Origin of the sequence: Acidovorax sp. 99 (genome assembly GCF_003096455.1) — a bacterium.
Taxonomy (GTDB): Bacteria; Pseudomonadota; Gammaproteobacteria; order Burkholderiales; family Burkholderiaceae_C; genus Acidovorax; species Acidovorax delafieldii.
Genome location: NZ_QEKU01000001.1, coordinates 1,723,962 through 1,746,261 on the forward strand (window position 1 = coordinate 1,723,962; position 22,300 = coordinate 1,746,261).

The following is a 22,300-nucleotide window of genomic DNA, read 5'->3' on the forward strand; positions in this document are numbered from 1 at the left end:
CGATGCCTGCTTTAAGACGGCGTTAAGTACGGCCGCCTATCTTCCGGCCCATGCAGCCTTCGTCCGTCCCGCCGTCCACCGCGCCCCACGCCCCCTTACACCGCCACACACTGCTTTTCTGGACCCTGGGGGCCTTGGCCTGTGTCTTGGCCTGGGATGCGGCAGGCCAGGACCTGGCCTTTGCGCAGGTGTTCGGGTCCTCCAACGGATTTCCGATGCGGGACCAGTGGTTTTTTGTGCAGGTGCTGCATGAAGGCGCCCGCCGCCTGGGATGGCTGCTGGTGCTGCTGCTGGCGTTGAGCGTGTGGTGGCCGCGCGGCTTTTTGCGCAAGCTGGACGCCAGCGAGCGCCTGCAAATGGCCGTGAGCGCCCTGCTCTCGCTGGCCGTGGTCAGCATCACCAAGAACCTCAGCGCCACCAGTTGCCCCTGGGACCTGGCGCAGTTTGGCGGCGTGGCGCGCCATGTGTCGCACTGGGCGCTGGGCGTGCTCGATGGCGGCAGCGGCCGCTGCTTTCCGGCGGGCCATGCATCGGCGGGATTCGCCTTTCTGGGCGGCTACTTCGCGCTGCGCCACAAGGCGCCGACGGCCGCGCGCTGGTGGCTGGCTGGCGCATTGCTGGCCGGGTTTGTATTGGGTGCCGCCCAGCAGGTGCGCGGCGCCCATTTCATGAGCCATACGCTGTGGACAGGCTGGCTGTGCTGGACCACCGGCTGGCTCTGCGACCTGGCCGCCACCGCATTGCGGCCCCGCTTTCCGCATTTCGCCAACACCAGCACGCCAGCGGACGGCTCCCATGCTTGAAATCGATCTGGTCCTGTTTCAGGCCCTCAATGCCGACGCCGCCACCTTGCCTGCCGTGGTAACGGTGGCACGGTGGGTGTCGCAGCAACTGCCCACCGCCATGGGCGGCCTGCTGCTCGGCAGCTTGGTGCTGGGCAACGCAGCGCAGCGGCGCGCCCTGGCCCTGGCGCTCGCGTCGATGGCCCTGGCCTGGCTAGGGGTGCAATTGCTGCGGCTGGCCGTACCGGCGCCGCGACCTGCGCAACTGGGCATTGGCGTGCAATGGATCGAGCACGCGGCGCGCGCAGGCTTTCCCAGCATGCATGTAGCAGGCGCCGCCGCACTGGCGGCCAGCCTCGCACTGCGGCCGGTCCGCGGGCTGACCTGGCTGGCCGCTGCTGTCACGGCCGCGATGGTTTGGAGCCGCGTCTGCCTGGGCGTGCACTTTCCGTCCGATGTGCTGGCGGGCCTGCTCACCGGGGGGCTGGCCGCAGCGGCCATCCATGCCCTGGCCGCGCGGGCGCCCCGCTGGCAGGCAGCGCTGCTGCACAAGTCGCCACAGGGCAACGCACACTGACCGCCGTCCGGCGTAATCGCCTCGAGGGCGTAGCGCAGGAGCGGTGAGGGAGCGCCCCTCTGCCAGTCAGCTGGCCACGCAGATCTTCAGCATGTTCGTGCCACCGGGTGCCCCCATGGGCTCGCCGCAGGTGATGGCGTACACGTCGCCCTTTTGCACGATGTTGCGGCTCTTGAGGTGGCGCTCGGCCTGGTCCAGCGCGGTGTCACGGTCGGCGCTGGTGTCCATGAGCAAGGGGCGCACGTTGCGGTACATGGCCATCTTGCGTTGCGTGGCCACCTTGGGGGTGAGCGCGTAGATAGGGATGCGGATGCTGTGGCGGCTCATCCACAGGGCCGTAGCGCCGCTGTCGGTCATGGCCACGATGGCCTTGGCGCCCAGGTGGTGGGCTGTGAACAGCGCGCCCATGGCGATGGACTGGTCGATGCGGCCAAAGGTCTGGCCGGTGAAGTCGGCATCCAGCTGGTGGTCTTCCGCCGCTTCGGCCGCAGCGCAGATGGTGGCCATCTCTTCCACGGTTTCGAGCGGGTAGCGGCCAGCGGCCGTTTCGGCACTCAGCATCACGGCGTCGGTGCCGTCCAGCACGGCATTGGCCACGTCACTCACCTCGGCGCGCGTGGGCACGGGGTTGGTGATCATGCTTTCCATCATCTGCGTGGCGGTGATGACGACCTTGTCCAGATCACGCGCCATGCGGATCATCTTCTTTTGCAGGGCAGGCACTGCCGCGTTGCCGACTTCCACCGCCAGGTCGCCACGCGCCACCATGATGCCGTCGGAGACACGCAGGATGGCCTCCAGGTGCGGGATGGCCTCGGCGCGTTCGATCTTGGCGATCAGGCCGGGCTTGTGGCGGAACTCGGAGGCTGCCACGTTGCACAGCTGGCGGGCCATTTCCATGTCGGTCGCGTTCTTGGGGAAGCTCACGGCCACATAGTCGGCCTGGAAGCTCATCGCCGTGCGGATGTCTTCCATGTCCTTGGCCGTAAGGGCTGGCGCCGTGAGGCCGCCGCCCTTCTTGTTGATGCCCTTGTTGTTGGACAGCTCGCCACCCACCTTGACGGTGGTGTGCACTTCTTCGCCGCGCACCGCATCCACGGTGAGCACGATCAGGCCATCGTTGAGCAGCAACAGGTCGCCCGCCTTCACGTCTCGCGGCAGCTCCTTGTAGTCCAGCCCCACGCCATCGATGTCGCCCAGCTCGGAGCGCGAGGCATCGAGCACGAACTTGGCGCCCGGCTCCAGTTGTACCTTGCCCTCGGCAAACTTGCCTACGCGGATCTTGGGGCCCTGCAGGTCGGCCATGATGGCCACTTCGCGGCCCGCACGCTGGGCTGCAGCACGCACGGTGGCGGCGCGATCGATGTGGTCCTGGGCCTTGCCGTGGCTGAAGTTCAGCCGCACCACGTTCACCCCCGCTCGGATCATCGCCTCCAGCAGCGCCGGGTCGCTCGACGCAGGACCCAGGGTGGCAACAATCTTGGTGGCGCGGCGGGTAGGCATGGACATGTCTCTTTTCTCTCGGTCGTTGGGGATGTAATCGAGTTTCAATTCTCACACGAAGCGGTTACATGCGAGTTACCCGTTCCGCAGCAACAGGGCTCAGCGCGTCAGAGCAGCGGGGATGACAACCAATGCGCCAGCACGTGCGCAATGATCGAGGCTTCCAGGCCCTGGCGCGCAAAGAGCCAGCCGGCCACCAAGCCAAAAACCGTGTTGCCCACCAAGACGAACGCCACCACCGGCACGGTCAACACGCCGGCCACCGCCTGCGCGGCAGGCAGGTGCCCCACGGCAAACAACACGGCACTGAGCAGCACCGCCAAAGCCACCAATCCCTTGCCCGGCCGCCCCTGCCCGCGCTGCAACAGGCGCCAGCCCAGCCACAGCAGCAGGGTCATCACACCCCAGCGCACCATCAGCTCTTCGGTAATGCCGCCGTAGAGCAGCTTGACCACCAACGGCATCGCACTGGCAGGATCGGAGGGCTGGAGCGCCGTGGGCGCCAGCCGGGACAGCACCCACAGCCACGCAGCGCCTGCCACACCGCCCACGATGCCGGGCAGCAATTGGGCTCTCAGCCCAGGCCAGGCAGGTTGCCCGCCCAGCCAGGCAGACACTGCAGGCGCCTGCAGCCCCACGCGGGGCGCCAGCCACACCCCCAGCGCCACGGCCAGCGCCAGGAGCGCCGAAGTCTGCAACCCGCTGAGCAACAGCACAACCTCTGGCGCCAGCGGCAGCAGGGCTTCGTTGGCCTTCAGGGTGGGAAGCAGCGTCCAGACCACCGCCACCACGCCGGGCATGCCCAGCAGCCACAGCGCGCCGCCCAGCCGCCACTTGCCGGGCTGAGCCGGAGCATGCGCCGCATCGGCTCCGGCAGCGGTGTCCACGGCCATGGTTTTGCCCACGCTCAGGCGCGCATCAGCGCTTCGATCTCGTCGGCCTTCACCGGCACGCCGCGCGTGATCAGCTCACAACCCGTCTCGGTGACGATGGCATCGTCTTCGATACGGATGCCGATGTTGTGAAACTGCTCGGGCACCCCTTCGGCGGGGCGCACGTAGATGCCGGGCTCGATGGTCAGCACCATGCCGGGCCGCAGGATGCGGCTGGGGCGATTGGTGATCGTTTCGCCCGACAGCGGGTCTTTGCGTTCGCTGGTCTGCCCCACCTCGCCGGGCTCCACATAGCTGCCGCAGTCATGCACGTCCATGCCCAGCCAGTGGCTGGTGCGGTGCATGTAGAACTGGAAGTAGGCACGCTTGTCGATCACGTCCTGCGCCGACCCCACCTTGTTCTTGTCGAGCAGGCCCAGGTCCAGCATGCCTTGCGCCAGCACGGCCACCGTGGCGTCGTGCGGGTCGTTGAAGCGTGCGCCTGCCTTGGTGGCCGCCACAGCCGCATCCTGGCTGGCCAACACCAGGTCATACAGCGCGCGCCGCGGGCCGGTGAACTTGCCGTTGGCCGGGAAAGTGCGGGTGATGTCGCTGGCGTAGCTGTCCAGCTCGCAGCCTGCGTCGATCAGCACCAGCTCGCCGTCGCGCACAGGCGCTGCATCGGCGCGGTAGTGCAGCACGCAGGCGTTGGCCCCCGCGGCCACGATGGAACTGTAGGCCGGGTACTGCGAGCCCGCGTCGCGGAACGCGTGCAGCAGCTCGGCATCCAGGTGGTATTCGCGCACATCCTCCCCGGCGCGCAGCATGCGGGCCGAGCGCTGCATGGCGCGGATGTGGGCCTGCGCGCTGATGGCGCTGGCGCGGCGCATGATGTCCTGCTCATACGCGTCCTTGAACAGGCGCATCTCGTCGAGCAAGGTGCACAGGTCGTTCTGCTCGGCAGGGCAGATGGCGCCATAGCGCACCCGCCCGCGCACCACGTTGAGCCAGCCCTCCACGCGGGCAGCCAGACCGCTGTGCGTGGCAAACGGGTACCAGACGCAGGCCGTGTTTTCCAGCAGGCGCGGCAGCTTGCTGTCCAGCTCCGCCATCGAATGCGCGGCGTCCACGCCCAATGCTGCGGGCGCAGCAGCCGGGCCCAGGCGGTAGCCATCCCAGATCTCGCGTTCCAGGTCCTTGGGCTGGCAGAACAGCGTGCTGCGGTCGTCGTGCGCCAGCACCAGGCAGGCGCCGGGCTCGGTGAAGCCGGTCAGGTAATAGAAGTAGCTGTCGTGGCGGAACAGAAAGTCGCTGTCCCGGTTGCGTGGGCGCTCCAGCGCCGTAGGAATGATGGCAATGCCCCCGGGGCCCAGCTGGGCAGCAAGGTGCGCGCGGCGCTGGGCATAGACGGAGGCAGGCACGGTGGTGTTCATGGCGCGTCGAGAGAAAGAGTGTTGAGTTCGGCCAGCCGCTCGGGCGTGCCCACATCGGTCCAGCGGCCGGTGTAGAGCTGCGCACTGACGCGGCCATTGTCCATGGCCCGGCGAAGCAGTGGCGCCAGCGGGGCTTTGATGCCGCCGGGGTTGCCCGGCGGAATGTCGCACCAGGGCAGCGCAAACAGCTCGGCGCGCAGCAGGGCGATAGTGCTGTAGGTGTAACGCGGTGCGGGGTCGTCGGCGGGCAGGTTCAGCGCCAGGCCGTCGGCCGACAGGCCGAAGTCGCCCCGCGGGTTGTGGGCGGGGTTGGGCACCAGCCACAGGTGGGCCAGATGGTTGCTGGCCTCGAAGGCAGCCACCGCCGCGCGGTCGAACACAAAGTCGGGCGCAAACACATCGCCCGCCGCCAGCCAGAACACCGGGCCGAGCTGGGGCAACGCACGGGCAATGCCACCCGCAGTTTCCAGCGCGCCACCAAAGTCCACTCCTTCGTGGGAGTATGAAATTGATAGCTGCTCAGGCATATTCTTCCTGCGCTTGGAGGTAAAAACGCTGGAAAAATACCCGCTGATCTGCCCGCCCAGCCATGCGGTGTTGATCACCGCCCTCTCGACACCCGCATCCAGCAAGGCCTGCAGGTGCCACTGCAGCAGCGGCTGGCCCTGCACCAGAAGCAGGGGCTTGGGCGTGGTGTCGGTCAGGGGGCGCATGCGTTCGCCCCGGCCGGCGGCCAGCAGCAGGGCTGGCACCTGGTGGTGAACAGGACTCATGCAGCCACCCCGCTCAACACACCCCGGTGCAGCGCGTGGCGATCCACGGCCGTGGGCTGGAACAAGGCCAGCAGCGCGTCCATCAGCGCATGTGCCTTGGCCGAATGGTCGGCGCCGAAATTGCACACATACACATCCAGCGTCACCGCGCGCTGCTCAGGCCAGGTGTGCACACACAGGTGGGACTCTGCTATCAAAACAGTAGCAGTCACCCCACCAGGGCCGTGCGCCGTGGCCGGAAACTCATGAAACAACTGCCCCACGGCCTGCAGCCCGGCGGCGCGCACCGCATCGGTACAGGCCCGGCCCAGGGCGGTGGCGTCCAGCAGCCAGGCACTGGCGCAGCGGCAGCCCTGGAGATCGGCAGTGAGGTGCAGTCCTTGCATGGCCCGCACTGTAGTGCATTGCCGCCCTGCGCCCAGCGCACGGCTGGCCTATTCAGGCGGGTGAAAGCCGCGCCGGTAAAATGCCGGGTTTCCCCTGAACCTCCCACCCTGAACCACTCCCCCATGGCCAACACCCAGCAATCCCAACAGATGGCAAATGCGATCCGCGCATTGGCCATGGACGCCGTTCAACAAGCCAACTCCGGCCACCCCGGCGCCCCCATGGGCATGGCCGATATGGCCGTGGGCCTGTGGGCTCGCCACCTCAAGCACAACCCCACCAACCCCCAGTGGTTTGACCGCGACCGTTTTGTGCTGAGCAACGGCCACGGTTCGATGCTGATCTATTCGCTGCTGCACCTCACGGGCTACGACCTGCCCATGAGCGAGCTGAAGAACTTCCGCCAGCTGCACAGCAAGACCGCCGGCCACCCCGAAGTGGGCATCACCCCCGGCGTGGAAACCACCACAGGCCCGCTGGGCCAGGGCATCACCAACGCCGTGGGCTTTGCGCTGGCCGAGAAGCTGCTGGCCGCCGAGTTCAACCGCGAAGGCCATGCCGTGGTGGACCACAACACCTACGTGTTCCTGGGCGACGGCTGCCTGATGGAAGGCATCAGCCAGGAAGCGATTTCGCTGGCAGGCGCCTGGAAGCTGAACAAGCTGATCGCCCTGTACGACGACAACGGCATCTCCATCGACGGCCAGGTGACGCCCTGGTTTGCCGACAACACCGCCCTGCGTTTTGTGTCCGCCGGCTGGAACGTGATCGGTCCCATCGACGGCCACGATGCCGACAAGGTGGCGGACGCGATTGCCGAAGCCAAGAAGCAGACCGAGCGCCCCACGCTGGTCATCTGCAAGACGCACATCGGCAAGGGCAGCCCCAACCGCGCCAACACCTCCAAGGCCCACGGCGAGCCCCTGGGCGCTGAAGAAATCAAGCTCACCCGCGAAGCCCTGGGCTGGACGGCAGAGCCCTTCGCCATCCCCGAAGACGTTTACGCCGGCTGGGACGCCAAGGCCAGCGGCCAACAAGCCGAAGCAGCCTGGAATGACCGCTTTGCCGCCTACAGCAAGGCCTTCCCCGAGCTGGCTGCCGAATACACCCGCCGCATGCAGGGCGACCTGCCCGCCAACTTTGCGCAAGTGGCCGTGGACACCGTGGTGGCAGCGCACACCAAGGGCGAGACTGTGGCCAGCCGCAAGGCCAGCCAGCTGGCGCTGGAAGCCTTCACCGCCGCGCTGCCCGAACTGCTGGGCGGCAGCGCCGACTTGACAGGCTCCAACCTCACCAACACCAAGAGCACACCCAATCTGCGCTTTGACATGCAGGGCAACGTGGTGCAGACCGCGCTCGAAAACGGCCAAAAAATCGGTGGCCGCCACATCAACTACGGCGTGCGCGAATTCGGCATGGCCGCCATCATGAACGGCGTGGCGCTGCACGGTGGCTTCATCCCCTACGGCGGCACCTTCCTGACCTTCAGCGACTACAGCCGCAACGCCATCCGCATGGCCGCGCTGATGAAGCAGCGCGTGATCCACGTGTTCACGCACGACTCCATCGGCCTGGGCGAAGACGGCCCCACGCACCAGTCCATCGAGCATGTGGCCAGCCTGCGCCTGATCCCGAACCTGGATGTGTGGCGCCCTGCCGACACGGCCGAAACCGCCGTGGCCTGGAGCGTGGCCCTGTCCAACCGCAACAAGCCCACCGTGCTGGCCCTGTCGCGCCAGAACCTGCCCTATGCGCCCAAGCGCGACCTGGGCGACATCTCGCGCGGCGCCTACGTGCTGAGCGAGCCTGCCGATGTGGGCCTCAAGAAGAAGCCCGTGGCCGTGATCATCGCCACCGGCTCCGAAGTGCAGCTGGCCCTGAAGGCCCAGCGCCTGCTGGCCGACAAGAAGGTGCCGGTGCGCGTGGTCTCCATGCCCAGCACCACCACCTTCGACCGCGAAGACGCCAAGTACAAGAGCAGCGTGCTGCCCGCCGGCGTGCCGCGCGTGGCCGTGGAAATGGGCGTGACCGACGGCTGGTGGAAGTACGGCTGCGCCGCCGTGGTGGGTATCGACACCTACGGCGAATCTGCCCCTGCGCCTGTGCTGTTCAAGCATTTCGGATTCACCGAAGAGAACGTGGCCGACGCAGTGCTGGTGGCCATCGGCGCGGCCCGCCTGAAGCCCGCCAAGAAGGCCCGTTAAAACGCCCTTTGCCCGCTGCGCACCGCTGCCAGCGGGCGCGCGGCGGCCAATTCATGATTTCGACTTTGCAACTTTGAAGAGGCTCCCTATGACGATCAAGATTGGTATCAACGGCTTCGGCCGCATCGGCCGCAACGTGCTGCGCTCGGCCATCCAGAACTTCAGCGACATCGAAGTCGTAGGCATCAACGACCTGCTGGAGCCTGAGTACCTGGCGTACATGCTTCAGTACGACTCGGTGCACGGCCGCTTCAAGGGCACCGTGGCGGTCGAGGGCAACACCCTGATCGTCAATGGCAAGAAGATCCGCCTCACGCAAGAGCGCGACCCCGCCAACCTGAAGTGGAACGAAGTCGGCGCCGACGTGGTGATCGAATCCACCGGCCTGTTCCTGGACAAGGTCACCGCGCAGAAGCACCTGGACGCTGGCGCCAAAAAGGTCATCCTGTCGGCTCCGTCGAAAGACGACACCCCCATGTTCGTGTTCGGCGTGAACCACGACACCTACGCAGGCCAGGCCATCATCTCCAACGCATCGTGCACCACCAACTGCCTGGCCCCCGTGGCCAAGGTGCTGAACGACAAGTGGGGCATCAAGCGCGGCCTCATGACCACCGTGCACGCCGCCACCGCCACGCAAAAGACCGTGGACGGCCCGTCGAACAAGGACTGGCGCGGTGGCCGTGGCATTCTGGAAAACATCATCCCCTCCAGCACTGGCGCTGCCAAGGCCGTGGGCGTGGTGATCCCAGCCCTCAACAAGAAGCTGACCGGCATGTCCTTCCGCGTGCCCACCTCCGACGTGTCGGTGGTGGACCTGACAGTGGAGCTGGAAAAGGCCGCCACCTACGAAGAAATCAAGGCCGAGATGAAGGCCCAGTCCGAAGGCACGCTGAAGGGCGTGCTGGGCTACACCGAAGACAAGGTGGTGGCCACCGACTTCCGTGGCGACACCCGTACTTCGATCTTTGACGCGGACGCCGGCATCGCGCTGGACGGCACCTTCGTGAAGGTCGTGAGCTGGTACGACAACGAATGGGGCTACTCGAACAAGTGCCTGGAAATGGTGCGCGTGGTCGCCAAGTAAGCTTTCTTTGAGAAGTTGAAAAAGCGCTAGAGGCAACTACCCTGTTCAAGTCGGCGGCCTGCAAAGGCTGCCGGCTTTTTTTTGCCTACGCAGTACCCGCCTGCGCAATCAGGACACCGCAGCAGCAGGTGCCTGCGGCGGTGCGCTGGCAATGTGCACCGTGCGGGTGGGGAATGCGAACTCCACCCCCATGGCCTTGAACTCGCGCAGCAACCCCAGGTTGATGGACTGCTGCAAGTCCATGTAGAGGTTGTAGGCCGGGTCTTCGACGATGTAGGCCACCTCGTAGTCCAGCGAGTTGGAGCCCAGTGCCTTGAAATGCGCACGGTCAAAGCGCAGCTCCGGGTGCGACTCGATGAGCTTGCGCACCACGCCTGGAATCGCCTCGGCCTGCTCGGGGGTGGTGCCATAGGCCACGCCAAAGGTGAACACGATGCGCCGCCGCTCCAGCATGCGGAAGTTGCTGATGGTCTGCTTGAGCAGGTCGGTGTTGGACATCACGATCTGCTCGCCCTGCAGGCTGCGGATGCGCGTGGTCTTGAGGCCGATCACCTGGACCGTGCCCGACACGTTGCCCACCACGATGAAGTCGCCCACCTCAAAAGGCTTGTCCACCGCAATCGCCAGCGAGGCAAACAAGTCGCCCAGGATGTTCTGCACCGCCAGCGCCACGGCAATACCACCCACCCCCAGGCTGGCGATGAAGGCCGTGATGTTCACCCCCACGTTGGACAAGATGGCCAGCAGCACCACGCTCCACAGCAGCGTGCGCAGCCCCCACGACATCAGCGTGGCCGAGGCGCTGACCTGCGTCATGCCGCTGGACGAGTGCCGCTCCACATAGCGGCGCACGCCGATACCGATCGCGCGCATGCCCCACAGCCCCATCTGCAGCGCCACGGCCACAAACCACAGCTGGCTCAGACGGCTCTCCCAGCGGCCAGGCAGGTCCAGCAGACTTGCGCCCACCAGCAGCGCCACTACCAGCACCAGCGTGCGGCTCGTGCCTTCCAGCACATCCACCAGGGTCAGTGCCATGCCACTGTGTGACTGCGTGGCCCACACCTTGGCGCGGCGGGTCAGCAGGTGCAACACCACCAGGATGGCGGCATAGGTAGCGACAGCCGCTGCCAGGGCCACACACAGGCTCCATAGCGGCACGCCCGCAAAGGTGGTCTCCTGGACCCAGGTAAAAAAGGTGGATGGCGGCATGCAGTGACTCTCCTCTTCGTTGTGTTGCGGTGATGGAGCAGGCGTGCGCAGCGCCCGCGCAGGTGCCCGGCCATGGGACGTGGCGTACGGGTGAAGGGCACCCGCAACAACACGCTGCGTGCGCGCGCTGTCATTGATCGAGACCCGGGGGAGATGAGAGTTCCCGAACGCAACAAGCCACTCTCCTTCAAGCAAATGGAGAGCGCCTTGTTTGCAAGTGTTCGTAAGACATGCCCCACAGCAATACAGAGGCAGGGCCTACGCCTGCTTGCCGGGCGTGCCCCAACAATGCATCAACACCAGAACCCCCTGGTGGCCCGCCCGATACGTCGGCACGGCCTACCCAACCACCTCCAGAGGAGTCCACCACACCATGCATTCATCCGCATTGATTCGTACCGCCACAGCGGCACTCGCACTGGGCGCACTGGCCGCCTGTTCTTCCACCCCGGCGCCCAACGAACAGATGGCGGTCACCCGCACCACCGTCAACCGCGTGGCGGCTGCCCCGGCTGTGGCCACCAGCGCCCCCGTGCAGCTGCAGCAAGCACGCGAGAAGCTGATGCAGGCCGAAAAAGCGATGGCAGAGAAGGACTATGTGGCAGCACGCCGCCTGGCCGCTGAGGCCGAGGTAGATGCCCGTGTCGCTGAAACCCGCGCAGACGCGGCCAGCAATGCCGCCAACTTCGCCCAAGTGCAAGACGGTATCCGCGCACTGCAAGAAGAAATCAACCGCCGATCGCCCCGCTGAGCCAGCGCCAACCATGGGGCCACCGCGCCCCCTGGCTTCGCCTCAGGCACCACACCGTTGAGGCCCCGCGATTGCCCCACCCCATTTCAAGGAACACCTGACCATGCACCGCTTTTTTCATCGCACCACCGCCCTGTGCACCAGCCTGATTGCCGTTGGCCTGCTGGCCGCGTGCGCAAGCACCACCCCATCGCCCGCGCTGGAAGAGGCCCGTACCGCAGTGAGCACCGCTGCAGGAGACCCGGCCGTCAACCAGTACGCGCAGCTCGAACTGAAGCAAGCCACCGACGCACTGGCCAAGGCCGACCGCGTGTGGGCCGATGACCGCGACACGTCCGAGACCAACCACCTGGCGTACATCGCCCGCCAACGCGCTGAGATCGCCACCAACGCAGCCCGCGCACGCCAGCTCGATGCCAACATCCAACAGGCAGGCAGCGAAGCCGACCGCATCCGTCTGCAGGCCCGCACCCAAGAGGCTGACGCGGCCCGCCTGCGCGCCCAGCAAGCCCAGCAGCAGGCGATGAGCGCCGAGCAACGCGCCGCACAACAGCAGGCGCAAGCCACCGCTGCCATGGCCCAGGCCAATGCGGCACAAGACCGCGTGCGCGCACTCGAAGCGCAATTGCGCGAACTCGAAGCCCAGCAGACCGAACGCGGCCTGCTGGTGACCTTGGGCGATGTGCTGTTTGCCTTCAACAAGGCCGAGCTGTCGGCCCAAGCGGCCCCACGTCTGGACAAGCTGTCCAACTTCCTCAAGCAGTTCCCCGACCGCAAGCTGCTGATCGAGGGCTACACCGACAGCGTGGGTGGCGACAGCTACAACCAGGACCTGTCAGACCGCCGAGCGCAGGCCGTGCGCGATGCGCTGGTGCAGCGCGGTGTGGACAGCAGCCGCATCACCGCACGCGGCTACGGCAAGGCCCACCCGGTGGCCGACAACGCATCGCCCGAAGGCCGCGCCATGAACCGCCGCGTGGAGATCGTGATTGCAGATGACAAGGGAAACCTGCGCGGGCGTTGACACCTGGCACACGCCCTCTCAGGCCGCAGTGAAGCTGCGGTGCTGATGTCCCCCCAGACCGCGCCGCTCACGCTGCGCGGTCTTCAAACGTCTCGGTATCGACTTCACTCGCGCTCTGCGCGTTGTAGCGGCTGCCCACCACCGTTCGCTCGTTGATCAGCGCGTCCAGCCGCGCCATGGTGGCGGCATCCAGCCGCACATCGACGGCGCCCAAGTCGTCCTGCAAATGCGCCACGCTGGTGGTGCCGGGGATGGGGATGATGTGCTCGGCCTTGTGCAGTAGCCATGCCAGCGCCAGCTGGGCGGGGGTGCAACCCACATCGTGCGCAATGGCTTGGTAGCCATCGAGCAGCTTCAGATTGGCGGCATAGGCGTCGGGCGCAAAACGGGGCATGGCGCGGCGGATATCCTTGGCATCCAGCGTGCTCACATCGCGCAGATCGCCACACAGAAAGCCACGGGCCACGGGGCTGAACGCCACAAAGGAGGCGCCCAGTTCTCGGCAGGCGTCCAGCACAGCAATCTCGGGGTTGCGCGTCCAGAGCGAATACTCGGTCTGCACCGCAGCAATGGGGTGCACCGCGTGCGCCTTGCGCAGCGTGGCGGCCGACACCTCCGACAGGCCGATGCTGCGGATCTTGCCCGCGCGCACCAGGTCGGCCAGTGCGCCCATGCTGTCTTCAATGGGCACCGTCTTGTCCCAGCGGTGCAGGTAGTACAGGTCGATCACGTCGGTCTGCAGGCGGCGCAGGCTGTCTTCGCTGGTCTGGCGCAGCGTGGTGGGGCGGCCGTCGATCACGCGCACCAGCTTGCCGTCGCCATTCACATCCACGCCCTGCATGCCGCATTTGCTGGCCAGGGTGAAACGGCTGCGGTGCTGCTTCAGCACACGGCCCACCAGGGTTTCGTTGGCGCCAAAGCCGTACAGCGTGGCGGTGTCAAACAGCGTCACGCCCGCATCCAGCGCGGCCAGCAGCACGCGTTCGCCCTGCTCGGCAGACACCGGGGCGCCGTAGGCGTGCGAAAGGTTCATGCAGCCCAGGCCGATGGCCGAGACGGAGAAAGGTCCAAGGTTTCTTTGTTGCATGCCGCGAGCTTACGGCAAGCGCGGCAACCTACCGGGTGGCTCGGGCTTGGGGCTGGGCTGGGAGCGGCTAAGTCTTGGTACTGGGCGTCCGCTTCGCCCACAACTCGATGCGCTCACCCGCTGCGCAGGCGGCCATCAGCTGCGCAAACCGGGCCTCCCGGGTCGCATCGCGTTTGGCGGATGTGACCCAGTGCAGCATCACCTTGCGGTAGCTGGGCGGTGTGGATTCCTGAAAGTACCGCCACGCGGCTTTGTTGCGCTGGAATGCACGCTGCAGCGCCACCGGCAGCTCGGCCACCCCCGCCTGCTCGTGCGAGTAGATGGCCGACTTGTCGGCCTTGCGGTGCGCGAAAGCGGCCAGCCCCGCAGGCGTCATGCGGCCTGCCGCCTGCAACTGCTCCACCTTGGCGATGTTGACCGCACTCCAGATCGACGACGGCTTGCGCGGCGTGAAGCGGATCGAATACGTGTGCTCGTCAATACGCCGCCGAATGCCATCGATCCACCCAAAGCACAGCGCTTCGTCCACCGACTCCGGCCAGCCCATGCTGGGGCGGCCCGAGCCCACCTTGTGAAAACCCACCAGCAGCTCCGTCGCGCTGGCGGCGTGGCGCTCCAGCCAATCGCGGAACGCCTGCGGGGTGGCAAAGAAGGTGGGCGCGGGCTGCTGGATCATGGTGCTGCAAACGTCCTTCCGTCTTGCCTTCTTCCTACCAGTGGCAGCTGCAGGTGCGCGGGTCAGGCCACCACGGCGTCATGCACTTGCTCGGCGTGTGGCCCCAGCGGCACCACGCACAGCGTCACACCATCGAGCGTGAGCACCAGCCCCAACTGCCCGCCTACCTGCACCACCCCACCCACAGTGGCGCTTGCGTGCTGGGCACGCGGTGGCACAAGCTGCATCGCCTGGGCTGCGGCATGCACCGCCCCCGCGCTGACGGGCGGCTGGCGCAGCAGCGCCCACAGTGTCTGTGGGTCTCGCGATTGCAGCGACTGCAGATACAGGCGCAGCGCTGCTGCGGTGGCGCCCTTGGGTTCATGGCTGGATTCGTCGCCCTCCTGCGCCTGCCGCAGCCGCTGCAAGGCGCGGCGCAGTTGCTGGCGGCTGGCTGCTTCAGACCGACCGCTGGCCTGCGCCAGCTCGGCATGGCTGGCGTCGAACACCGCATGCAACAGCAACGCAGCGCCCTCCGCAGGCGTCACATACTCGGCAAGTCGCCGCAGCGCCAGCGTGGCCTGCTGCGCAAGAGCCGCATCGGCCTCCGCAGAAGGTGCGACCGCGCCAGCGACATCGGCGTGCGCGCTCTGCACGGCTTCAGCCAGCCATTGCGCCATCCACTGGCGCCGCCGCAAACGGTCGATGGCCAGATTGCGCACCACTGTCAGCAGCCAAGCCTGGGCAGCATTGAGCGCAGGGGCATTGGCCTCCAGCGCGCGCACATAGGCGTCCTGCACCGCGTCTTCAGCATCGGCCGGGCCTAGAAGGCGCGTGGCGGCGCGCACCAAGGCACTGCGGCTGGCGCCTACGAGCGCCACGGTGTGTTCGTCTTTTCGCATCGGAGCATGGTGCCACAGGCTGACTGGACGCGCACCAGGGCAGAAGATGGAGACCCAATGCAGAGCGAGCACGCCTCGACCTCGCCACGGGATGCAGAGCTCGCGAAAAGCCGCCTCGTCCCAAACGAACTCTTCGGTCTGCAAACGATTGGCATCGGTTCCATGGACGCCACGCCATGAGGGACATCAACACTTTCTTCAGGCATAGCGCGGGCTATAGTGCACCTCGCTGCGGCTCCGTCGGGTGCGCTCTCCGTGCCGGAACCATAGCCGTTACCACCTCCACCGCTCCAGTTGTCGCCGGGGCAAACAACGCCCCTTCTACCCGTTGACTGCCACGATGACGAACGTTCTTAGCGAAAAGAAACGGGCCTCACTGGCTGCGCTGTACCACGACATGCCCATCGAGGAGCTGGAACGCCGAATCGCCGAAGGTCAACTTGCGGCACCAACGATGGCCATCGCACGGGAGGTTTTGCACAGCAGGCTGGAGCATGGTGACTCGATGCCAGAGTCGGCCAGCGCCACACAGCGCGGTGGCAACCAGGGCTCGGTTGTGGGAACGGCGATGGTGCAGGTGCTAGTGGCGTGTTTGAGCTGGGTGGTCCTCCCTGGACACTTGGCCGCACTGGTCACGATGGTGGCAGTTTGCTGGGTAGTGGTCGGTCTGGGCAAGGCGTTACCTCGTGTGGGGCTGGCCGTTGGAGTTGCCTTTGCCCTGGCGCCCCTGGGTCTGTTGCTATGGGCCTGGCGTACCGGGGCGCTGGTGATGCGGGGCGGTGACTACAAACCCCTGGAGGCCTTACTGACATGGGTGGGGTTAGTGATTGCGTTCGGGCTGTTTTGGTCACTCGCCAGCTTGCTCATCTTCGGCTCTCGCCACAAGGGCTCGTGGCGTGACTTGCACGACAAGCTTGAGCAGATGAGCGATGAACAGAGAGAAGCCATCACCAGGCGACGCTGAGGTGCTTGGAAACGCCGCTGGGTACGTCCGATCCTGCGGCAGGAGACCTTACGTGGAGCGGCATTTTGCGCCCGAGTGAATGTATTGCGGTTCTTTGAAGCAGGCGGCTGCTCAGGGCCCATAGCGGCCTCTGGGTTACTACGGACCATTCCTTGGGCCAGTTGTGTACGGAAACAACTCTTGCAGTGCAATTTCCACGTCAGGGCTGGGCCAATACAACTTGCCACCCTCTTCGACAAAGTATCCAAGTAGTTTCCGGATGAATTGCGCTGCCAACTGAAGCGCCTGCCAGGAATCTGCCGCATGTATGTCGTGCAGATTCTCGTGCAGTCCACTGAGGCCAACAGCGCATGCCCATTCGTCTTGCGACATCTGATACGGAGCGCCGATGGACAGACAAACCATTCTCGATCCCCCGTCCTGCGAGACAGCGTAGATTGAGCGATAGGCAATGAAGCTAGAAGTGGCCATTACTGAACTCTAACAATCCATGCTGAGTCGCCAAACAACAGCGCCTGGCCGGTAGTACTCACTCCAATGCCCCCAAGCAGTTGCAATGCAGCCTAACCCTTTGGTCTGGGAGCTACATAGGTAGCTACGCCTGACAAGGCTGGCTGAACGGGCACAACCCGCAGCAAAAAGCCACCCGCTATTCCCCCGATTCGCCTGCGGCGTCCGCGACAAGCTCCACCCGCCGTTGCATGGACAATCTCGGCATGTCTGGCGCACCTACTCCTACTTCACACCCCTCCTCGCCCCGCCCCGTGCTGATCGCCGGCGGCGGTATCGGTGGCATGGCCACTGCCCTCACCCTGCACCAGATCGGCGTGCCCTGCATCGTCTTTGAATCGGTGCCCGAGCTGCAGCCGCTGGGCGTGGGCATCAACCTGCAGCCCAACGCCGTGCGAGAACTGCATGACCTGGGGTTTGGCAACGAGGTGCTGGACACGATCGGCCTGCAGGCGCGCGAATGGGCGCTGGTGGGTCGCAACGGCAACGAGGTGTACGCCGAGCCACGCGGGCTGGAGGCGGGCTACCACTGGCCGCAGTATTCGGTGCACCGGGGGCAGCTGCAGATGATGCTGTTCAACGCCGTGCGAGAGCGCCTGGGAACCGACGCAGTGCAGCTGGGGCAGCGGGTGGTGGGCTACCGGCAGGATGCGAACGGCGTCACCGCCATTGTCGAGACACGCGACGGAGAGAAGCGTGAAGTAGCCGGATCGCTGCTGATTGCCGCCGATGGCCTGCACTCGGCCGTGCGGGCGCAGATGCACCCCACGCAGCCGCCCATCCAGTGGGGCGGTGCCATCATGTGGCGCGGCACCACGCCCGGGGTGCCGGTGCGCACGGGCGCGTCGTTTGTGGGCGTGGGCTCGCTGCGGCACCGTGTGGTGTTCTACCCCATCACCCCGCCCGACCCGGCCACGGGCCTGGCCACCATCAACTGGATCGCCGAGATCACGGTAGACAACCAGGGCGGCTGGCAGCAGGGCGACTGGAACCGGCGCGTGGCACTGGAGGAGTTCATCCACCATTTCGAGGGCTGGAACTACAGCTGGCTGGACGTGCCCGCCATGCTGCGCGGCGCCAAGGACATTTTTGAGTACCCCATGATCGACCGCGACCCTGTGCCCACCTGGGTAGACGGCCGCGTGGCGCTGCTGGGCGACGCGGCGCATGTGATGTACCCCGTGGGCTCCAACGGTGCCAGCCAGGCCATCGTGGATGCGCGCGTGCTGGGGGCGCAGCTCATCGCGCACGGTGTGGGTCCGCAGGCGCTGCGTGCCTATGACGACAAGCTGTGCAAGGACATCTCTGCGCTGGTGCTGCGCAACCGGGGCTCCGGCCCGTTTGGTCTGCTGGGGCTGGTGGACGAGCGCTGCGGCGGGGTGTTCGACCATATTGACGACGTGCTGCCACGTGAGGAACGCGAGGGCTTCATGGCCCGCTACAAGGCGGCGGCGGGCTTTGCGATCGAGACGCTGAATGCGGCGCCCCCCACCATCGCGCCGGGGCAACGCGTGACCGCAGGCTGAACAGTCCGAGGGGCGCAGTGCGGGCCAGTGGGTCCGCCATGCAGCGCTGGCCTGAATATGCAAGCGCAGAGAAATGTCACGCCCGGCGTCTCTCGTTCGTCAAGGCAGTCCTATCACTCGCAAGGACTTGCCCCATGGACACGCCAGACACCACCACACCCGCTCCAGCCCCCACCCAAGGCGCCGAGCCGCGCACCTCGTACCTGGAAGAAAAGGCCTTCAAGGCGCGCACCCTGCTGGTCTTCGGCACCATCACCGACACCGTGGCCGCCGATGTGGCGCGGCGGCTGATTGCGCTGGACGCAGAGAGCGCCGAGCCCATCGACATGCTGGTGAGCTCGCCCGGCGGGCACCTGGAGTCGGGCGACACGATCCACGACCTGGTGCGCTTCATCTCTGCGCCGGTGAACATGATCGGCACCGGCTGGGTGGGCAGCGCGGCCACGCACCTGTACCTGGCGGCACCCCGCGAGCGGCGGTTCTGCCTGCCCAACACACGCTTTCTGATCCACCAGCCCAGCGGCGGCGCGGGTGGCCCGGCCAGCGACATCGCCATCCAGGCGCGCGAGATGGTGAAAGCGCGTGAGCGAATTGCGGGCACCATTGCCCGGCAGACGGGCAAGCCACTGGAGGTGGTGCTGGCAGACATCGAGCGGGACCGCTGGATGTCGGCCGAGGAGGCGGTGGACTACGGCCTGGTCTCGCGCGTCATTGAGCACAAGACGGCATTGAAGGGATGAGGCCGCACACCCCATCCCTATCAAATGAATAGCTGCTGGCGCTTATTGGATAAGCGCCAGCAGCCAATTTGGCTTGCAATCAGCCTGCGTTGAGCTGCTGCTCCAGGTTGTGCAGCACCTGGTAGCACGGCAACACCTGCGCCACGCTGGCATTGGGCTCGCGGCCTTCGCGGATGGCGGCGAAGAACTCGCGGTCCTGCAGCTCGATGCCGTTCATCGACACATCCACCTTGCTCACGTCGATCTTCTCTTCCTTGCCGTTCACCAGATCGTCGTAGCGGGCAATATAGGTGGCGGTGTCGCCGATGTAGCGGAAGAAGGTGCCCAGGGGGCCGTCGTTGTTGAAGCTCAGGCTCAGCGTGCAAATCGCTCCGTTGGCCGCCTTGAGCTGGATGCTCATGTCCATGGCAATGCCCAGGTCCTTGTGGATGGGGCCCTGGATGGCGTTGGCTTTGACGATGGGGCTGCCCGCCTGGTAGGCGAACAGGTCCACCGTGTGGGCAGCGTGGTGCCACAGCAGGTGGTCCGTCCAGCTGCGGGGCTGGCCCAGCGCGTTCATGTTGGTGCGGCGGAAGAAGTAGGTCTGCACATCCATCTGCTGGATGTTGAACTCGCCGGCCGTGATTTTCTTGTGAACGTACTGGTGGCTGGGGTTGAAGCGGCGGGTGTGGCCGCACATGGCGACCAGGCCGGTCTGCTTTTGCAGGGCGACGACCTTCTCGCCATCGGCCAGCACGTCGCACAGCGGGATCTCGACCTGCACGTGCTTGCCCGCTTCCATGCAGGCGAGGGTCTGGCTGGCGTGCATCTGCGTGGGCGTGCACAGGATCACGGCGTCCACTTCCTTGATGGCCAGGCTGTCGGCCAGGTCGGTGGTGACGTGCTTGATGCCGTACTTGTCGGCCACTTCCTGGGTCTTGGCCAGGTCGCGGCTGATGAGGGAGACGACTTCGACGCCGTCGATGTTCTTGATGCCGTCCAGGTGCTTGATGCCGAAGGCGCCAGCGCCTGCGAGTGCGACTTTGATGGTCATGGTGTGTGTCCTTTGGCGTGTTTTTTAGGTGTTCTCAAGAATCAGGTGGCCCACGGCGGTGTTGGACGCGGGCACATGGTAGAAGCGGTGCGCCACCTTCGGCGGCTTGCCACCGGCCACATCGGCCATGGCGCCGCGCGCGATGAGCCACATCACCAGCTCGATGCCTTCGCTGCCCGCCTCGCGCACGTAGTCGATGTGCGGGATGCTGGCGGCGGCCTCGGGATCGCTGATGAGCTTGTCGAGGAAGGCGTTGTCGAACTCCTTGTTGATGAGGCCGGCACGCGGGCCCTGCAGCTGGTGGCTCATGCCACCCGTGCCCCAGATGTGCACGTTGAGGTCTTCGTCGTAGCTCTCCACGGCCTTGCGGATCGCCTGGCCCAGGTTGTAGCAACGGCGGCCGCTGGGCACGGGGTACTGCACCACGTTGACGGCGAACGGGATCACCGGGCAGGGCCAGGCTCCCGTCTTGGGGTCTTGCTCGCCGCACATCAGCGACAGCGGCACGGTGAGGCCGTGGTCCACATCCATCTTGTTGACGATAGTGAGGTCAAAGTCCTGCTGGATGACCGACTGCGCAATGTGCGCCGCCAGGTCTGGGTGGCCCTGCACCACGGGCACGGGGCGGGGGCCCCAGCCCTCGTCGGCGGGCTGGAACTGCGCGGCCGTGCCGATGGCGAACGTGGGGATCATCTCCAGGCTGAAAGCCGTGGCGTGGTCGTTGTAGACCAGGAAGATCACGTCGGGCTTGTTGTCCTTCATCCACTGCTTGGAGAAGTCGTAGCCCGCGAACAGCGGCTTCCAGTAGTCTTCCTGCGTCTTGCCCAGGTCCAGCGCAGCGCCGATGGCAGGCACGTGCGACGTGAACACGGAGGCGGTGATCTTGGCCATGGTCAATTTCCTTTCTTGCCCGCCGCACCTTGCGGCTGCCGGTGCGCCTGTGCGTCGCCGTCTTCACCGATCACGCGGTTGCCATTGGCCGAGCGGCCGCCGCTGATCATCATGTTGCGGTATTCCTCTTCCGTCATGCCGGTCATGCTGCCCGCCATCTGCTGGAAGCTCTTGCCGTCGGTGGCACCGATCTTGGCCAGAAAGTAGATGTTGCCACCCAGGCGGATGCACCAGTTCAGGTCGCGCGCCAGCACGGCCTGCTTCTGCTCTTCGGTCATCGCCCACTCGTCCAGATAGGCGCGTTCGTTGGCCTTGAAGCGCGCGCGGTTCTCGGCCTTCATCAGGCTCATGCAGAACTGGTTGAGCCAGTAGCCTTTGCGGCTTTGCTCCGCATCAAAGATGGTCGTGCCGGGCACGTCCAGGTAGGGTTTGTCGAGCGGCATCTCAGACCTCCTCTGGCCAATAAAGCTTCATGGGGTTAGTGACCAGCAGCTTTTGCTGCAGCTCTGCCGTGGGGGCGATGTGCGGAATGAAGTCCACCAGCAGGCCGTCGTCGGGCATGTGGTCCTTGAGGTTGGGGTGCGGCCAGTCGGTGCCCCAGAGCACGCGGTCGGGGAACTCTGCGACCACCTTGCGGGCGAACGGGATCACATCGGTGTAGGCATTTTGCTCGCCGTTCAGGGCCTTGGGGCCAGTCACGGAAAGGCGCTCGGGGCAGCTCACCTTGCTCCACACATTGGGGTGCTGGCGCATGAACTTCAGGAACAGCTCAAACTCCGGTCCGTCCACCGGCTTGTTCACATCGGGGCGGCCCATGTGGTCCACCACCACGGTGGTGGGCAGCGCAGTGAAGAAGTCCCACAGCTCGGGAAGGTCCACGGCCTCGAAGTAGATCACCACGTGCCAGCCGAGCTTGGCGATGCGCGCGGCAATCTCCATCAGCTCGTCCTTGGGCGTGAAGTCCACCAGGCGCTTGACGAAGTTGAAGCGCACGCCGCGCACGCCGGCGTCGTGCATGGCCTGCAGTTCCTCGTCGGTCACCGAACGGCGCACGGTGGCGACGCCGCGCGCCTTGCCGCCCGAGTGCACCAGCGCATCGACCATGGCGCGGTTGTCCGCGCCGTGGCAGGTGGCCTGCACCACCACGTTGCGCGCAAAGCCCAGGTGGTCGCGCAGTGCATAGAGCTGCGCCTTGCTCGCATCGCAGGGCGTGTACTTGCGCTCGGGTGCGTAGGGGAACTCGGCACCGGGGCCGAACACGTGACAGTGCGCGTCCACGGCGCCCGCAGGCACCTGGAAGCGGGGTTTGCTGGGGCCGGCGTACCAGTCCAGCCAGCCGGGGGTCTTGGTGAATTCGCTCATGGGCGTGGGTCCTTGGTTGCTGGGT

The 22,300-nt window shown here is 65.9% G+C and carries 22 protein-coding genes; 9 read left to right on the plus strand and 13 right to left on the minus strand.

Features of this window, described 5'->3' with window-relative positions:
- Positions 1-50 precede the first annotated feature (50 nt).
- Together C8C95_RS08110 and C8C95_RS08115 are read left to right on the plus strand one after the other, a co-directional pair.
- Positions 51-803 (plus strand): phosphatase PAP2 family protein, encoded by a 753-nt coding sequence (locus tag C8C95_RS08110; protein WP_116748227.1) that lies wholly within the window; start codon positions 51-53, stop codon positions 801-803.
- Positions 796-1,359, plus strand: coding sequence for a phosphatase PAP2 family protein (locus C8C95_RS08115; protein ID WP_116748228.1), 564 nt, complete (start codon positions 796-798; stop codon positions 1,357-1,359). The genes C8C95_RS08110 and C8C95_RS08115 overlap by 8 nt, the downstream gene beginning before the upstream one ends.
- A 66-nt stretch (positions 1,360-1,425) precedes the next feature.
- On the opposite strand, the gene pyk is transcribed toward C8C95_RS08115, so the two are convergent.
- The 5 genes from pyk to speD form a co-directional block, all read right to left on the minus strand.
- Positions 1,426-2,862, minus strand: coding sequence for a pyruvate kinase (pyk, locus tag C8C95_RS08120; protein WP_116750190.1), 1,437 nt, complete (start codon positions 2,860-2,862; stop codon positions 1,426-1,428).
- Between the two features lie 107 nt (positions 2,863-2,969).
- A complete protein-coding gene (locus C8C95_RS08125; RefSeq protein ID WP_165836523.1) occupies positions 2,970-3,755 on the minus strand; it encodes a CPBP family glutamic-type intramembrane protease in 786 nt (261 codons plus the stop codon).
- 14 nt (positions 3,756-3,769) lie between these two features.
- Entirely contained in the window at positions 3,770-5,167 is a 1,398-nt protein-coding gene (locus C8C95_RS08130) for an aminopeptidase P N-terminal domain-containing protein (protein ID WP_116748230.1), read from the minus strand.
- Positions 5,164-5,940, minus strand: coding sequence for a nucleotidyltransferase family protein (locus C8C95_RS08135; RefSeq protein WP_116748231.1), 777 nt, complete (start codon positions 5,938-5,940; stop codon positions 5,164-5,166). The genes C8C95_RS08130 and C8C95_RS08135 overlap by 4 nt, the downstream gene beginning before the upstream one ends.
- Positions 5,937-6,326: an adenosylmethionine decarboxylase gene (gene speD, locus C8C95_RS08140; RefSeq protein ID WP_116748232.1), complete on the minus strand. Its 390-nt coding sequence runs from the start codon at positions 6,324-6,326 to the stop codon at positions 5,937-5,939. The genes C8C95_RS08135 and speD overlap by 4 nt, the downstream gene beginning before the upstream one ends.
- A gap of 123 nt (positions 6,327-6,449) precedes the next feature.
- Here speD and tkt point away from each other — a divergent pair, with 123 nt between their 5' ends.
- Together tkt and gap are read left to right on the plus strand one after the other, a co-directional pair.
- A complete protein-coding gene (gene tkt, locus C8C95_RS08145; protein WP_116748233.1) occupies positions 6,450-8,531 on the plus strand; it encodes a transketolase in 2,082 nt (693 codons plus the stop codon).
- 88 nt (positions 8,532-8,619) lie between these two features.
- On the plus strand, positions 8,620-9,618 hold the full coding sequence (gene gap, locus C8C95_RS08150) for a type I glyceraldehyde-3-phosphate dehydrogenase (RefSeq protein WP_116748234.1): 999 nt from the start codon (positions 8,620-8,622) through the stop codon (positions 9,616-9,618).
- Positions 9,619-9,726: 108 nt separating this feature from the next.
- Here gap and C8C95_RS08155 read toward each other — a convergent pair whose 3' ends face one another.
- A complete protein-coding gene (locus C8C95_RS08155; RefSeq protein ID WP_116748235.1) occupies positions 9,727-10,830 on the minus strand; it encodes a mechanosensitive ion channel family protein in 1,104 nt (367 codons plus the stop codon).
- Positions 10,831-11,203: 373 nt separating this feature from the next.
- Between C8C95_RS08155 and C8C95_RS08160 the strand changes: the two genes are divergently transcribed.
- Together C8C95_RS08160 and C8C95_RS08165 are read left to right on the plus strand one after the other, a co-directional pair.
- A complete protein-coding gene (locus C8C95_RS08160; protein ID WP_116748236.1) occupies positions 11,204-11,581 on the plus strand; it encodes a DUF4398 domain-containing protein in 378 nt (125 codons plus the stop codon).
- 103 nt (positions 11,582-11,684) lie between these two features.
- Positions 11,685-12,605, plus strand: coding sequence for an OmpA family protein (locus C8C95_RS08165; RefSeq protein WP_116748237.1), 921 nt, complete (start codon positions 11,685-11,687; stop codon positions 12,603-12,605).
- 67 nt (positions 12,606-12,672) lie between these two features.
- On the opposite strand, the gene C8C95_RS08170 is transcribed toward C8C95_RS08165, so the two are convergent.
- From C8C95_RS08170 to C8C95_RS08180, 3 genes are all read right to left on the minus strand, one after another.
- Positions 12,673-13,692: an aldo/keto reductase gene (locus C8C95_RS08170; RefSeq protein ID WP_116748238.1), complete on the minus strand. Its 1,020-nt coding sequence runs from the start codon at positions 13,690-13,692 to the stop codon at positions 12,673-12,675.
- 67 nt (positions 13,693-13,759) lie between these two features.
- The gene (locus C8C95_RS08175; RefSeq protein WP_116748239.1) at positions 13,760-14,368 is read right to left on the minus strand and encodes a YdeI/OmpD-associated family protein; all 609 of its coding nucleotides are present in this window, start codon (positions 14,366-14,368) and stop codon (positions 13,760-13,762) included.
- Positions 14,369-14,430: 62 nt separating this feature from the next.
- Positions 14,431-15,249 (minus strand): sigma-70 family RNA polymerase sigma factor, encoded by an 819-nt coding sequence (locus C8C95_RS08180; protein WP_116748240.1) that lies wholly within the window; start codon positions 15,247-15,249, stop codon positions 14,431-14,433.
- Positions 15,250-15,589: 340 nt separating this feature from the next.
- On the opposite strand from C8C95_RS08180, the gene C8C95_RS08185 reads away from it, so the two are divergent.
- The 3 genes from C8C95_RS08185 to C8C95_RS08195 all read left to right on the plus strand — a co-directional run bounded on the left by C8C95_RS08185 (position 15,590) and on the right by C8C95_RS08195 (position 18,989).
- Positions 15,590-16,213: a hypothetical protein gene (locus tag C8C95_RS08185; RefSeq protein WP_116748241.1), complete on the plus strand. Its 624-nt coding sequence runs from the start codon at positions 15,590-15,592 to the stop codon at positions 16,211-16,213.
- Positions 16,214-16,929: 716 nt separating this feature from the next.
- Entirely contained in the window at positions 16,930-18,249 is a 1,320-nt protein-coding gene (locus tag C8C95_RS08190) for a flavin-dependent oxidoreductase (RefSeq protein WP_116748242.1), read from the plus strand.
- A gap of 134 nt (positions 18,250-18,383) precedes the next feature.
- Positions 18,384-18,989: an ATP-dependent Clp protease proteolytic subunit gene (locus tag C8C95_RS08195; RefSeq protein ID WP_116748243.1), complete on the plus strand. Its 606-nt coding sequence runs from the start codon at positions 18,384-18,386 to the stop codon at positions 18,987-18,989.
- A 79-nt stretch (positions 18,990-19,068) separates the two neighbouring features.
- Here C8C95_RS08195 and C8C95_RS08200 read toward each other — a convergent pair whose 3' ends face one another.
- Genes C8C95_RS08200 through C8C95_RS08215 form a run of 4 tightly spaced genes read right to left on the minus strand, consistent with a single transcriptional unit; the run spans position 19,069 to position 22,275 of the window.
- A complete protein-coding gene (locus tag C8C95_RS08200; protein ID WP_116748244.1) occupies positions 19,069-20,022 on the minus strand; it encodes a Gfo/Idh/MocA family oxidoreductase in 954 nt (317 codons plus the stop codon).
- 24 nt (positions 20,023-20,046) lie between these two features.
- Positions 20,047-20,913, minus strand: a complete 867-nt coding sequence (locus C8C95_RS08205) for a class III extradiol dioxygenase subunit beta (RefSeq protein ID WP_015016174.1) — start codon at positions 20,911-20,913, stop codon at positions 20,047-20,049.
- 2 nt (positions 20,914-20,915) lie between these two features.
- The gene (ligA, locus tag C8C95_RS08210) at positions 20,916-21,356 is read right to left on the minus strand and encodes a protocatechuate 4,5-dioxygenase subunit alpha (protein ID WP_060986128.1); all 441 of its coding nucleotides are present in this window, start codon (positions 21,354-21,356) and stop codon (positions 20,916-20,918) included.
- Position 21,357: 1 nt separating this feature from the next.
- Positions 21,358-22,275, minus strand: coding sequence for an amidohydrolase family protein (locus C8C95_RS08215; RefSeq protein ID WP_116748245.1), 918 nt, complete (start codon positions 22,273-22,275; stop codon positions 21,358-21,360).
- Between the last annotated feature and the right edge of the window lie 25 nt (positions 22,276-22,300).

What these genes read in the sequence shown, in the direction of transcription:
- C8C95_RS08200 (WP_116748244.1), bottom strand. Translation starts at nt 20,022, where the DNA reads ATGACCATCAAAGTCGCACTCGCAGGCGCTGGCGCCTTCGGCATCAAG.
- C8C95_RS08155 (WP_116748235.1), bottom strand. Translation starts at nt 10,830, where the DNA reads ATGCCGCCATCCACCTTTTTTACCTGGGTCCAGGAGACCACCTTTGCG.
- tkt (WP_116748233.1), top strand. Translation starts at nt 6,450, where the DNA reads ATGGCCAACACCCAGCAATCCCAACAGATGGCAAATGCGATCCGCGCA.
- C8C95_RS08170 (WP_116748238.1), bottom strand. Translation starts at nt 13,692, where the DNA reads ATGCAACAAAGAAACCTTGGACCTTTCTCCGTCTCGGCCATCGGCCTG.
- C8C95_RS08135 (WP_116748231.1), bottom strand. Translation starts at nt 5,940, where the DNA reads ATGAGTCCTGTTCACCACCAGGTGCCAGCCCTGCTGCTGGCCGCCGGC.
- C8C95_RS08215 (WP_116748245.1), bottom strand. Translation starts at nt 22,275, where the DNA reads ATGAGCGAATTCACCAAGACCCCCGGCTGGCTGGACTGGTACGCCGGC.
- C8C95_RS08125 (WP_165836523.1), bottom strand. Translation starts at nt 3,755, where the DNA reads ATGGCCGTGGACACCGCTGCCGGAGCCGATGCGGCGCATGCTCCGGCT.
- C8C95_RS08195 (WP_116748243.1), top strand. Translation starts at nt 18,384, where the DNA reads ATGGACACGCCAGACACCACCACACCCGCTCCAGCCCCCACCCAAGGC.
- C8C95_RS08160 (WP_116748236.1), top strand. Translation starts at nt 11,204, where the DNA reads ATGCATTCATCCGCATTGATTCGTACCGCCACAGCGGCACTCGCACTG.
- ligA (WP_060986128.1), bottom strand. Translation starts at nt 21,356, where the DNA reads ATGCCGCTCGACAAACCCTACCTGGACGTGCCCGGCACGACCATCTTT.
- C8C95_RS08175 (WP_116748239.1), bottom strand. Translation starts at nt 14,368, where the DNA reads ATGATCCAGCAGCCCGCGCCCACCTTCTTTGCCACCCCGCAGGCGTTC.
- C8C95_RS08190 (WP_116748242.1), top strand. Translation starts at nt 16,930, where the DNA reads ATGTCTGGCGCACCTACTCCTACTTCACACCCCTCCTCGCCCCGCCCC.
- C8C95_RS08185 (WP_116748241.1), top strand. Translation starts at nt 15,590, where the DNA reads ATGACGAACGTTCTTAGCGAAAAGAAACGGGCCTCACTGGCTGCGCTG.
- C8C95_RS08180 (WP_116748240.1), bottom strand. Translation starts at nt 15,249, where the DNA reads ATGCGAAAAGACGAACACACCGTGGCGCTCGTAGGCGCCAGCCGCAGT.
- C8C95_RS08115 (WP_116748228.1), top strand. Translation starts at nt 796, where the DNA reads ATGCTTGAAATCGATCTGGTCCTGTTTCAGGCCCTCAATGCCGACGCC.
- C8C95_RS08205 (WP_015016174.1), bottom strand. Translation starts at nt 20,913, where the DNA reads ATGGCCAAGATCACCGCCTCCGTGTTCACGTCGCACGTGCCTGCCATC.
- C8C95_RS08130 (WP_116748230.1), bottom strand. Translation starts at nt 5,167, where the DNA reads ATGAACACCACCGTGCCTGCCTCCGTCTATGCCCAGCGCCGCGCGCAC.
- C8C95_RS08165 (WP_116748237.1), top strand. Translation starts at nt 11,685, where the DNA reads ATGCACCGCTTTTTTCATCGCACCACCGCCCTGTGCACCAGCCTGATT.
- gap (WP_116748234.1), top strand. Translation starts at nt 8,620, where the DNA reads ATGACGATCAAGATTGGTATCAACGGCTTCGGCCGCATCGGCCGCAAC.
- pyk (WP_116750190.1), bottom strand. Translation starts at nt 2,862, where the DNA reads ATGCCTACCCGCCGCGCCACCAAGATTGTTGCCACCCTGGGTCCTGCG.
- C8C95_RS08110 (WP_116748227.1), top strand. Translation starts at nt 51, where the DNA reads ATGCAGCCTTCGTCCGTCCCGCCGTCCACCGCGCCCCACGCCCCCTTA.
- speD (WP_116748232.1), bottom strand. Translation starts at nt 6,326, where the DNA reads ATGCAAGGACTGCACCTCACTGCCGATCTCCAGGGCTGCCGCTGCGCC.